Origin of the sequence: Capnocytophaga cynodegmi DSM 19736, from assembly GCF_000379185.1 — a bacterium.
Classification (GTDB): Bacteria; Bacteroidota; Bacteroidia; order Flavobacteriales; family Flavobacteriaceae; genus Capnocytophaga; species Capnocytophaga cynodegmi.
Window position 1 is genome coordinate 195,609 of sequence record NZ_KB900703.1, and the last position, 12,705, is coordinate 208,313.

10 protein-coding genes are annotated in these 12,705 nt (G+C 35.6%); 6 read left to right on the top strand and 4 right to left on the bottom strand.

The annotated features are described in order from the left end of the window. Positions 1–2: 2 nt before the first annotated feature. Genes YW9_RS0100855 through YW9_RS0100870 form a run of 4 tightly spaced genes read right to left on the bottom strand, consistent with a single transcriptional unit; the run spans position 3 to position 4,277 of the window. Positions 3–782 carry a TerC family protein gene (locus tag YW9_RS0100855; RefSeq protein ID WP_018278283.1) on the bottom strand — a complete coding sequence of 260 codons (780 nt, stop codon included), beginning with the start codon at positions 780–782 and terminating at the stop codon, positions 3–5. Positions 783–830: 48 nt separating this feature from the next. Then, positions 831–1,412 (bottom strand): thymidine kinase, encoded by a 582-nt coding sequence (locus YW9_RS0100860; protein WP_018278284.1) that lies wholly within the window; start codon positions 1,410–1,412, stop codon positions 831–833. Between the two features lie 51 nt (positions 1,413–1,463). Next, positions 1,464–2,495 carry a DUF3078 domain-containing protein gene (locus YW9_RS0100865; RefSeq protein ID WP_018278285.1) on the bottom strand — a complete coding sequence of 344 codons (1,032 nt, stop codon included), beginning with the start codon at positions 2,493–2,495 and terminating at the stop codon, positions 1,464–1,466. Between the two features lie 21 nt (positions 2,496–2,516). Then, positions 2,517–4,277 carry a 1-deoxy-D-xylulose-5-phosphate synthase gene (locus YW9_RS0100870; protein ID WP_018278286.1) on the bottom strand — a complete coding sequence of 587 codons (1,761 nt, stop codon included), beginning with the start codon at positions 4,275–4,277 and terminating at the stop codon, positions 2,517–2,519. 244 nt (positions 4,278–4,521) lie between these two features. Here YW9_RS0100870 and YW9_RS12955 point away from each other — a divergent pair, with 244 nt between their 5' ends. The 6 genes from YW9_RS12955 to porN all read left to right on the top strand — a co-directional run bounded on the left by YW9_RS12955 (position 4,522) and on the right by porN (position 12,626). After that, the gene (locus tag YW9_RS12955; RefSeq protein WP_018278287.1) at positions 4,522–5,511 is read left to right on the top strand and encodes a glycosyl hydrolase family 28-related protein; all 990 of its coding nucleotides are present in this window, start codon (positions 4,522–4,524) and stop codon (positions 5,509–5,511) included. A 26-nt stretch (positions 5,512–5,537) separates the two neighbouring features. Beyond that, complete coding sequence (locus YW9_RS0100880; RefSeq protein ID WP_018278288.1) at positions 5,538–7,664, top strand: prolyl oligopeptidase family serine peptidase; 2,127 nt, start codon at positions 5,538–5,540, stop codon at positions 7,662–7,664. A 335-nt stretch (positions 7,665–7,999) separates the two neighbouring features. Next, entirely contained in the window at positions 8,000–9,376 is a 1,377-nt protein-coding gene (gene porK / locus YW9_RS0100885; protein ID WP_018278289.1) for a T9SS ring complex lipoprotein PorK/GldK, read from the top strand. A 59-nt stretch (positions 9,377–9,435) separates the two neighbouring features. Beyond that, positions 9,436–10,101, top strand: coding sequence for a type IX secretion system motor protein PorL/GldL (gene porL / locus YW9_RS0100890; protein WP_018278290.1), 666 nt, complete (start codon positions 9,436–9,438; stop codon positions 10,099–10,101). A gap of 37 nt (positions 10,102–10,138) precedes the next feature. After that, entirely contained in the window at positions 10,139–11,713 is a 1,575-nt protein-coding gene (gene porM / locus YW9_RS0100895; protein ID WP_018278291.1) for a type IX secretion system motor protein PorM/GldM, read from the top strand. 13 nt (positions 11,714–11,726) lie between these two features. Next, positions 11,727–12,626 (top strand): type IX secretion system ring subunit PorN/GldN, encoded by a 900-nt coding sequence (porN, locus tag YW9_RS0100900; RefSeq protein WP_018278292.1) that lies wholly within the window; start codon positions 11,727–11,729, stop codon positions 12,624–12,626. Positions 12,627–12,705 lie beyond the last annotated feature (79 nt).

Sequence of the window (12,705 nt, forward strand, 5' to 3'; positions counted from 1 at the left end):
TCTTAATTTGATTTTTTACGCATTCGCATATTCAGGAACTCAACTCCTAACGAGAAGGCAATTGCGAAATACAGATATCCTTTTGGAACGGCTCCCACTTCTTGTCCTGCAAGTACAGCGTGTGATAAGTGCATACTTTCCGTGATAAGCATAAATCCAATCAAAATCAAAAAGGCAAGTGCCAAAATTTGAATGGAAGGATTGCGATTTACAAAACTTCCAACAGGATTTGCAAACAGAATCATAACTCCTACAGAAATTACTACAGCTGTAATCATAATGTACAACGCACCTTCCAATCCATTGGTCATTCCCACAGCAGTTAGGATGCTATCTACCGAGAAAATGAGGTCTATTATCAAAATTTGAGCGATGATATTACTGAAAGAAGCTCCTCTTGATTTTTCTGCTTCTTTTGAGTCGGTAACGTGGTCAATATGATTTACTTTTGAATGAATTTCTTTAGTAGATTTATACAATAAGAAAATACCCCCCACCAACAAAATGAGTGCCTGTCCGTTGAAGGCTGCCTTGAACCAACCCCAATCGAAACTTATCCAAGGCTCTTTGAGTTGAACAAGCAGTGAGATACTGAAAAGCAAGGCAATACGCATAAACATTGCCAAAAAAAGCCCCAATCGAGTGGCTTTTTTACGTTGTTGTTCAGGAAGTTTTCCTGTTACAATTGAAATAAAGATAACGTTATCTATCCCCAGAACTATCTCCAGAAAAGTTAAAGTAAGTAATGCTACGATGGCGTCAGCTGTGAATAAAAATTCCATAGGTAAAATTTATTATTTAGTGTATTAGATTGATTTTTAGTTTTTATTTTACTTGTTTTTCATCGCTTTAAAAAATGCGGCTCTACTTAAAGGCTCATAAGAATCTTGCTCTCCTAACATATACAAATTCTCATCGTTAGATTTTCTATAACTGAAATGAGCTAAGTTGCCAGTACGTGTACAAACAGCGTGTACTTTAGTCACGTATTCGGCGGTAGCCATTAATGCGGGCATAGGACCAAAAGGCTTTCCTTTGTAATCCATATCCAACCCAGCAACGATTACACGCATACCTCTGTTAGCCAAATCATTGCAAACATTCACAATTTCGTCATCAAAAAATTGAGCTTCATCAATGCCTACAACGTCACAACCATCGGCTAAGAGCAAAATATTTGTAGCTGCAGGAACAGAGGTTGATTGAATTTCGTTGGAATTATGCGAAACTACTTTTCCTTCGTCATAACGAGTGTCGAATGCAGGTTTAAAAATTTCTACTTTTTGTTTTGCAAATTGAGCTCGTCGAAGTCTTCGAATTAATTCTTCCGTTTTTCCGGAAAACATTGAGCCACAGATAACTTCTATCCAGCCAAATTTTTCCGAATGATTTGTAGTATTTTCTAAAAACATTTTTCAGTTTAGTGATTTTCTAGTTAAGACTCAAGAATATGATTCCTGAATTTAAAAAGTGTACGAAAGCCCAATTCCTAAAACCTGCTTCAATTGAGTTCTTGCTCCGTATTTGTGTGTTTGTCCGTTAGTGTCCTTGTATGAGTAGAATTTTACATCATCGTCGTATTTTATATGTAGCCCAATTCTGGCTTGTACATAGCTATTGACTTTGAAGTTAAGGTTTGCTTCCCAGTCTAAATCAATATTTCCAAAGTTTTTAAGATAATCTCCATAGAAGTTGAAAATATTTTCCAAACGAATATTTTCTGCAATTTTTTCATTCCATCTTCCTGAAATAGAGAAACCAAGTTCGGAATTCGATTTTTTTCCAGATTTAATTTTTCTTCCGTCAGAGGCATACACAGCTCCTTCAACACCAAAAAAACCTTGGTCAGCCAAGTTTTTATCCAAAACCAGAGTTGTTTTCATTGTTAGGGGAGAAAGAAAAAGATTGAATCTGTTTTTTTTAGGAGCATATTCAACCCCCAATCCTAAGTAAATATACGCGGGAGCCAAAAGTTTGGAAATTGGCTTTTCTGTATTGGGATATGAATAACCATTACTGAATTGAGTAAGAAATTGAAAACGAGCCGTGTAATACCAAAAAGATTGAGCATTTCCTCGATAACCTAAAGCAGAAATTAATGACAATTTGTCATCTGTTTTACGAGGTTCTCTCCCTTTTTGGGCATTTACTCCATAATTTATTTCTAATTCATTGTCCCAGAAATAAGTACGCTCAGAATACCTACGACGAAATTTCGCATTGAATAATGCTGAAATGGAATTTTCACCCCCAGCACTCCAATTTGAAAAAGCTACTTCACTAAGATTTAGGTTTAATTGGTTGAATTTGAACCACTTTTCCTGAGTTTTGTTGAAGCGATTGAATGTAAATTTTAAAGCCTCTTCATTTTCTTGTACCCTGATGGTGTCTACTTTTGCAGGTAATTCCACCCCCTTTGCACGACGAATCTGTGCAGAGATTGTTGTGAAACCTGTGATAACTGTAATGAGTAATAGTAATGCGATTTTCTTCATTTATATACTGATTTTTGAGATTCAAATATCTTTATTATTTAATATTTCACTTATTGATATGTGATCTAAAGCAATCGTTTTTTGTAATTCATTAATACTTCCGTGAGGAATGAATTGGTCAGGTATGCCTATGATTTTTAATGGTTTGTTATAACCATTTTTCGAAGCAAACTCAGCAATGGCACTTCCTAAACCACCTTTTTCCGAACCTTCTTCAACGGTAAAAATAATTTTATAGGTCGCAAAAATAGTGTGTAAAAGTGATTCGTCCAAAGGTTTTAAGAAACGTATATCAAAATGAGCATAATCTTCGGGATTTTTTAACAAATGTATTGCTTTTGTAACATTATCTGAAATATTTCCGATGCTTAGTATAGCATATTTTGAACCTTCTTTGAGTTGTTCTGCTGTACCAATTTTAATTTCCTGAAAAGGCTGTTGCCAATCCATTTCATTACATCTTCCTCTTGGATAGCGAATTACAAAAGGAAAATTTACGCCAAGTTGTGCCGTGTATAGCAAATTCCTAAGCTGAGAAGCATTTCGTGGAGAAGCAATTACTAAATTGGGAATAGGCCGTAAAAAAGCCATATCAAATACTCCGTGATGTGTGGGACCATCTTCTCCTACCAATCCTGCACGGTCAATACAGAAAATTACAGGAATATTTTGTAAAGCCACATCGTGAATAAGTTGGTCATAGGCACGTTGCAAAAATGTAGAGTATACAACACAAAATGGAATGAAACCCTCCAAAGCTAATCCTGCAGAAAATGTAACTGCGTGTTGCTCAGCAATTCCTACATCGAAGACGCGTTCAGGAAAAGATTTTTGCATAAAAGTAAGTGAACTGCCACTTGGCATTGCAGGTGTGATGGCTACAATTTTTTGATTTTCTTGAGCTAACTCGTTGATTGTTAATCCAAAAATATCTTGATATTTTGCAGGAAGAGAGCTGTCTTCCGATAATTGTTCTCCTGTGATTTTGTCAAATCTTCTCGGTGCGTGGTATGTAATTTGTTCTTTTTCGGCTTTTTCAAGTCCTTTTCCTTTGGTGGTAATTACGTGTAATACTTTTACACCTTGTTCATTTTTAAGAATATCAAACGCATCTATTAATTCAGTAAGGTTGTGTCCGTCAATTACTCCATTGTATTTAATATTCAGATTATTGAAAAAAGTTTCATTCTCTCCCTTTTCGGATTTCATTTTAGCGAAATAATCTTTTAAAGCTCCGACCGAAGGGTCGATTCCTATTGCGTTATCGTTCAGTATGATAAGTAGGTTAGCTTGAGTTGTTCCTGCGTGGTTCATTGCCTCGAAAGCCATTCCACTTACGATAGAAGCATCGCCAATAACAGCAATATGATTTCGGTGGGGATTCCCTTGTAAAGTAGAAGCGATAGCCATTCCTAAAATAGCTGATATTGAAGTAGATGAATGCCCTGTGCCGAAAGCATCGTATAGGCTTTCATCAATTTTTGGAAATCCGCTAATTCCTCCAAACTCTCGATTAGTTTGGAATTGTTTTTTTCTGTTTGTCAGTATTTTATGAGCGTAAGCCTGATGCCCCACGTCCCAAACAAGTTTGTCATCGGGGGTGTTGAAGACATAGTGTAGGGCAATGGTAAGTTCTACCACACCTAAACTTGCTCCTAAGTGTCCTCCTTTTTCAGAAACTACATCAATGATAAATTCACGTACTTCCCTTGCCAAAGAAGGAAGCTCTTCTTTTGGGATTTTACGTAAGTCATCGGGTGAATTTATATCGGATAAAAACATAGGGCAAAGGTATGTAAAATTTAAAAACTGAGAATAAAATATTTCTCCTTTCAATATAATACGTATCACGTGGAAATGTCAAAAAAGCCAAAGTTTAACTTTGGTGCTTCTGTTGTTTAGGATTAAGTTTACTTCACTTCTGTGAACAGGAAGGATAATTTGGAAACGGAAAAATAGTTATCTGATGTAACTCTTTTTTGTTTTTCAAATAAAAAATTAATACCTTCGTTGCAAAAATTGTTGTATGGCAAATATAAAGCAATTTTGGATTCTACTGTTTGTTTTTATTTCCTGTAGTGAAAAGGAACTTTTACAAGAAGATTCTAATAAGATTAATGTAACTAAGTTTGGAGCTACAGGCAATGATAATGAAGATGATACAGAGGCTATTCAAAATGCGATTAATGAAGCTTCTAAAAAAGGAGGCGGAGTTGTGTACATTCCTGAAGGTACTTATCTCATTGAAGCAAAACAATCTCTGGTAATTCGTAGTAATGTCACATTGCAATTAGCAGCAAATGCCATCTTAGAAGCTAAAGCAAACACAAATGAACGATACGACATTCTATATATAAAAAATGTAGAGAACGTGAAAGTTGTAGGGGGAACTATAAAAGGAGATAGAAATATCCACATTGGTAATAGAGGAGAATGGGGAATGGGAATAGGTATTTATGATGGAAAAAATATTGTCATTGGGAATGTTTTAGTTAGAGATTGCTGGGGAGATGGAATTTATATTGGTAAAAATCGTAGTAGAAGTGAAAATATCATTTTAGAGAAAGTCAAATGTATAAATAATCGTAGGCAAGGAGTGTCCATAACAGCAGCTCACAAGGTAACAATCAATCATTGTGTATTTTCGCAAACTAATGGAATTCCCCCACAAGCAGGAGTTGATATAGAACCAAATGCTACAGATACTGTTTCAAATGTTGTAATTAAGAATTCTATTTTAGATAGTAATGAAAACTCGGGAATATTGATTTATACAGGAGCAGAAAGAAGTTTTGTGTCGGATGTTTTCGTAGAAAAGTGTTTTTTTGTGGACAATCGTAATTGGGCAGGATATATCATTGAAAAAGGAGGATTACCAAGTGTCAAGAATATTCATTTTTTGGATAACAGATTGAAAAACAATATTCAAAAAGCAACAAAACTTTCTGCAAATGAATTTGTTATCAAAGGAAAATGCGTTGAGTGTGTTATGAAAAATAATATCGTAATCAAATAAATAGAATTTTCAAATTAAGAAAGACTATGCAAAAAAGAATAATTCCTTTAGGATGTTTACTTTTGATGGTGGCTTGTCAAAAGACGCAACAATCAGAAGCTGTTAAAGTTACGTATCCTGAAACTAAAAAAGTGGATAGTGTAGACGTTTACTTTGGTACAGAAGTAAAAGACCCTTATCGTTGGTTGGAAGATGACCGAAGTGAGGAAACTGCTAACTGGGTTAAAGCTCAAAATGAAGTTACTTTTGGGTATTTAGCACAAATTCCATACAGAGAAACAATTAAAAAACGTTTGGAAAAGTTATGGAATTACGAAAAAATAGGAGCTCCTTTTAAAGAAGGAGAATATACCTATTACTATAAAAATGATGGATTGCAAAATCAGAGTGTGCTCTATCGAAAAGATAAAGATGGAAAAGAGGAAGTATTTCTCAATCCTAATGAGTTTTCAAAAGATGGAACCACTTCGTTGGGAGGGGTTAGTTTTTCAGAAGATGGGTCTTTGGTAGCCTACTTAATTTCAGAAGGAGGAAGCGACTGGCGTAAACTCATTGTAATGAAAACCCAAAATAAAGAGATTGTGGGTGATACGTTAGTGGACATCAAATTTAGCGGAGCTTCGTGGAATGGAAATGATGGTTTCTATTACTCAAGTTATGACAAGCCCAAAGGAAGCGAACTTTCTGCGAAAACAGACACACATAAGTTGTATTATCACAAATTAGGGACTTCACAAAAAGAAGATAAACTAATCTTTGGAGGAACACCAGAGCAAAAATATCGTTATGTTTCAGGGTACGTTTCTGATGATAAGAATTATTTGTTTATTTCAGGAGCAAACTCTACTTCTGGTAACAAGCTATTTGTGAAAGACTTGAGAAATCCAAAATCTGATTTTGTGGCTATCACGGAAGATTTCAACAATGATACACAAGTGGTAAATAATAAGGGTTCAAAATTCTTTCTAGTTACGAATCTAAACGCTCCAAACAAGCGTTTGGTAAGTGTAGATTTTTCAAGTCCTAAGCCTGAAAATTGGAAAGATGTGATTCCTGAAACTGAGAATGTTTTGTCTGTTTCTTTGGCAGGGGATTACATTTTTGCTAAGTATATTGTTGACGCTGTTTCAAAAGTAAAGCAATACGATTACGATGGAAAACTAATCCGTGAGGTAGAGTTGCCTGGGGTAGGTTCGACTGGAGGATTTTCTGCAAAAGAAGAAGATAAGGAGACTTATTTTTCATTTACAAATTACAGTACACCAGGTAAAATCTATAAAATGGATTTAGATTCTGGTAAGTACGATTTGTATTGGGAACCTAAAATCGATTTGAAATCAGAAGATTATGAATCCAAGCAAGTTTTTTACACATCAAAAGATGGTACAAAAGTTCCAATGATTATTACCTATAAGAAAGGAACTAAGTTAGACGGAAAAAATCCTACTATTTTGTATGGTTATGGAGGATTTAACGTGAGTTTGACACCTTCTTTTAATACTTCAAACGCTGTGTGGTTGGAAAATGGAGGTGTTTATGCGGTAGCAAATCTGCGAGGCGGTGGCGAGTATGGTAAAAAATGGCACGATGCGGGTACAAAAATGCAAAAACAAAACGTTTTTGATGATTTCATAGCAGCTGCAGAATATTTAATCGCTGAGAAATATACATCTTCTGACTTTTTAGCAATTCACGGAGGTTCCAACGGAGGGCTATTGGTTGGAGCAACAATGACACAACGTCCAGAATTATTTAGAGTGGCATTGCCTGCCGTTGGTGTTTTGGATATGCTTCGTTATCATACATTTACAGCGGGTGCTGGTTGGGCGTATGATTATGGTACAGCTAACGACAGCAAAGAAATGTTCGAATATTTGAAAGAATATTCCCCTATTCATAATGTTAAAGAAGGTGTTGCGTATCCCGCTACGATGGTAACTACTGGTGATCACGATGATCGTGTTGTTCCCGCACATAGTTTTAAGTTTGCAGCGGAATTGCAAAGCAAACAAACAGGAAGTAACCCGACACTTATCCGTATTGAAACTAATGCGGGACACGGAGCAGGAACTCCAATAAGTAAAATTATAGAACAAGCTGCTGATATGCAGTCATTCATTCTTTGGAATGTGGGAATTAAGGAGTTAAAATAGTAAAAATTTGAAGTGATTTGAGCAAAAATAACTAAAAATGAAAGATGTTTTTCTGAATATCTTTTCTGAGAAAAAGTTAAATTTACAATGAAAAGATATTCGTTATTTCTTGCTTATTTTTCTGTTAATAAAAACTGCTTTATTGTTGAAAAATAGTTTGTAATGCTGGTTTTTAATCCTGAAAAAATTTTTTTAGATATGGTAGGGATTAGTATTAAAGAATTCTAAATATAGTGTTAAACTTAATTCGACAATATTAAATAAAAATGAATAGTTATTGCAGGTTTCAAAATAATTATATACGTTTGCAACCTGAAATAATGTGAATTTAAATAATGTTTATGGCAAGGAAAATATTTGTAATGCTACTAATGCTTACTGTAGTTTATGCGTGCGGCCGTGGTGGAGATAACAAAGGAGAACTTGTAGGCGTTAAAGGAAAGAGTTGGAAACAACCAAGACCTTATGGAATGACCCTTATTCCAAGTGGATCTTTTATTATGGGTAGCTCCGACGACGATAAAGCAGGAAGCTTAAATGCACCTGTCAAAACAGTTAGTGTGGGCTCGTTTTATATGGATGAAACAGAAATTACAAACAGCGAGTATCGCCAGTTTGTTAATTGGGTGCGTGATTCCATAATCCGAACAAATCTCGCGGAATTGGCTGACGAAACGGGGCAATCTCAAGGGGGGGGAGGAGGCATAGGAGACTATGCTTATCTGGATGCAAATACTGAAAATATGAGTGCATACGAACAGTACTTGCAGAATACTTATGGAGATGAACGTAAGCGTAAGTTAAACAGAAAAGTGCAATTAATTTGGGATACAAAGAAATTTCCAGATGAGTACTATTCTGAGGTAATGGATAAAATGTACCTGCCAGAAGAGGAATCTTACAATGGTAAGCGCATTATGGATGTTGAGAAGTTTGTTTTCAAGTATCAGTGGCTAGATATGGAGAAAGCTGCTCGTGCCAAAGGCAACAGAAAAGATTTCTTTAAAGAAGAACTTATAAAAGTATATCCTGATACAACAGTTTGGGTTCGTGATTTCAATTATTCGTACAATGAGCCAATGCATAATCAGTATTTTTGGCATGAAGCTTATGGTGATTATCCTGTAGTTGGTGTTAATTGGATGCAGGCAAAGGCATTTTGTGAGTGGAGAACCTTAAATAAAAATACGTATCAAAAAGCTAAAGGGCAAGATGAAGTTAATGCTTTCCGTTTGCCTATTGAGTCTGAGTGGGAGTATGCCGCCAGAGGAGGTCTTGAGGGAGGTACATATCCTTGGGGAGGACCTTATACGACGGATGATAGAGGTTGTTTCTTAGCAAACTTTAAGCCGTTACGTGGTGACTATGCCTCAGATAATGCATTGTACACTGTTGAGGCTAAGTCCTACGAGCCTAACGGATACAATCTCTATAATATGGCGGGTAACGTATCTGAATGGACAAACACTTCGTATGACCCGAATTCGTATGAATATATGTCAACAATGAATCCAAGTGTTATTGATGAGAAGAATAAACGTAAGGTAATCAGAGGAGGTTCTTGGAAAGATGTAGCATATATGTTACAAGTTAATACTCGTGATTTTGAGTATCAGGATTCTGCTCGTAGCTACATTGGTTTTAGAACGGTTCAGGATTTTATGGGAGTTAGTGAGGGAGCGCAAAGCAAAGGAGTAAGAGGTTTCAGATAAAAACAAGTTAATTTAGTAAACAAAAATATAATTAAATAAACATTTAAATACTTAATCTTATGGCAAAAGGGAATAAAGGAAGAAAAAAAATCTTCAACGCAGTTTACAGTCTTGGAGCATCAGTTGTAATTCTTGGTGCATTATTTAAGTTAACTCACTGGAGTTTTGGGCCTCTTAACGGAACTGTTTTGTTGGCTGTCGGTCTGATTACAGAAGCAATTATATTCTTTATAGCTGCTTTTGAGCCAGTTGAAGAAGAATACGATTGGTCATTGGTTTATCCTGAATTAGCTGGAGGTATGGCTCGTCAAGGAGTTGCAAAGTCAGCTCCTGTTCAAGAAAAAGAGGATAAACTACTTAAAGAATCTTTGTCTGAGAAATTAGATGGTATCTTGGCAGAAGCTAAGGTTGATGCTAATTTGATGCGTACATTAGGTAAATCAATTGAGAATTTTGCAGGTGCTGCAAAAGAAATTACTCCGGTTGCTAATTCAATGGCTGCTACTCACAAATATGGAGAAGAGCTTTCATTGGCTGCTACTCAGTTGGAATCATTAAATAGTCTTTACAAATTACAATTAGAAAGAACAGAAAATCAAGTTACTGCTCAAGCTGGAGTTGTAGATAATTTGAACTCTTTGAATGAGCAAATGTTGTCTTTCAAGAACAACTTGAAATCGTTGAATACTGTTTATGGGGGAATGCTGTCTGCTATGGGGAAATAATTTAGTTTTCTAATTAATAACTTAAAAAAATAGTACTATGGCAGGAGGAAAATTAAGTCCCAGACAGAGGATGATTAACCTTATGTATTTGGTCTTTATCGCAATGCTTGCATTGAATATGGGTAAGGAAGTTTTAAATGCATTCGGATTAGTCAACGATAAATTTGAAGCATCGAATATTAAAGCTAATGAGGATAACTTGGCTGCAATGCAAGCTTTGCAAGAAAAAGTAAATGAAAATGGTGCATTGTGGAAAGAAAGTCACGAAAAAGCAAAACTTATAAAAGAGACTTCAGATGGTTTCTACAATCATATCCAGCAAATCAAAGGTGGATTAAATGAGGAGGTAGAAAAAGCGAGAGACCCTAAAACAGGAAAGATTGACTATCAAAAATTGGATAAATCAGAGTACACTGATGGTATATTCTTCAAGGGAGAAGGATATGCTGATGGAGGTAAGAAGTTTATAGAGGCAATAGAAGCTTATAAAAAATCAATGGCAGAAATTTTGGGTAATGATCCAAAATACAAGTCTATTGTTGATAAAATAAATAGAGAATTCAGTACAGCAGATGAGAAGAAAACAGATGGGACTACTCAAAAATGGTTAAATTATAATTTTGAAGGTTTCCCTTATGTAGCATCACTTGCTAAACTTTCAATGATGCAGTCTGATGTTCGTTCAGTGGAGCAGAACTTTTATGAAGCTGCATTGTCAGGAGCTTTGAAACAACAAGTTTCGATGACGAATTATACAACCTTGCTTGAGCAATCAAAAGGTGCATACTATCAAGGTGAAAAATTTGATGGAGCGATTGTATTAGGAAGAAAAGATGCTACTACACGTCCAAATTCTGTTGAATTAAAATTAGATGGACGTACATTGTCACCTTCTGATTATACAATTGAAGATGGTCGTGTGAAGTTGAATGTGGGAGCAGGAAATGCAGGTGAGCATAAAATCACAGGTAGTTTGCATTTTGACCAAGATGGTGAAAGAATTTCTGTTCCTGTTGAACAATCATTTTCAACGATTCCGAAACCTAACTCTGCGGTTATTTCTGCTGATAAGATGAACGTAGTTTATCGAGGAGTTTCTAACCCAATTACAATTTCAATGCCAGGTGTGCCAAATAATAAAATTTCGGCTTCTGGTGCAGGTTTAAGCAGAAGTGGTAATGGTTGGGTGATGAATCCTGGCACTGGTAGGGAAGTAACAATCAATGTTTCAGGAGAGATAGACGGACAAAAATTTAGTTCTTCAAGATTGTTCAGAATTAAAAATATCCCTCGTCCGCTGGCATCAATAGGTGGACAAGTAGAGAGTGTTAAATTGCCAAAATCGAACTTAGGTGCTGCTACTATAACAGCGAAGTTTGAGGATTTCGATTTTGACTTGAATACAAGAATTACTTCATTCAAAGTTTCAATTCCTGGACAGCCTACAATTTCCGTACAAGGAAATAAAATGAATGATCAAGTAAGAAATGCTTTAAATAGAGCAAGAAAAGGGGATATAGTTAATATATTCGATGTAAAAGCTGCTATTGTAGGAAATTCGGATTATAAAATGCCAACCGTTATTCCTATAAATGTTGAAATAACAAATTAGAAATTGTATTATTATGTTTAACTCGAAAAATATAGGCTTATTAGCTGTTGCAATTTTTGCGTGTCAAATGTCTTTTGCTCAATTTAATATTTTGAATGCAAAGGAAGTTGAGGAAATTGGACAGAAAAGTGAAGCCCAAATAGAGTCAGATAACGACAAACCATTGCCTTATGGATATGTAGATGATAGGGATATCCTTTGGTCTGTGGAAGTCTGGGAAATCATTGACTTAAATGAGAGAATGAATTTTCCACTTCTATTTCCTACCGACACGATGGACGTTGATAAGTACAGACGTTCTTTGTATGACGTTTTGGTAAAGAATATGAAGAATGGAAGATTAAAAGATACCTATGCTGATTCTTATTTTACAGAAAAAAGAACATATGATCAGCTAAGCGGTGCCCTATCTAAAATCGACACATTGTCAGCAGGTTACGACCAATTGAATGCTGGAGAAGCAATTGACCCTGTGAACATAGCCAAGAGGGATTTGACTGCAGGGGACATAGTTCAATATCGTATCAGAGGTCTTTGGTATTTTGACAAACGACAAGGAGAGTTAAAGTATCGTTTATTGGGAATTGCTCCTGTAGCTCCAGACGTACATTATGTTGACTCTGAAGATGCTCAAAATAGATTGGTAGAACTATTCTGGGTGTTTTATCCACAAGCAAGGGAAATTTTGCATGAGGCGAAGACGTTCAACCGAAAGAACAACGCAAGACCGATGTCTTTCGATCACTTGCTAAATGCGAGATTGTTTAGTGCGGTAGTTTACAAGGAAGCCAATGTATATGGCGACAGGAAAATTAGGGACTATCTGCCTGATAATTCACTCTTCCAGCTTTTGGAATCCGATAAGATTAAAGAATCTGTTCGTGATAAAGAGCAAGATATGTGGGCAAACTAATTTAAATTCACAGAATATTTATATAACTGTTTTAAAGCAAGTAATTGTTTTAAAACAGTTTTTTATTGTAGAAATATAG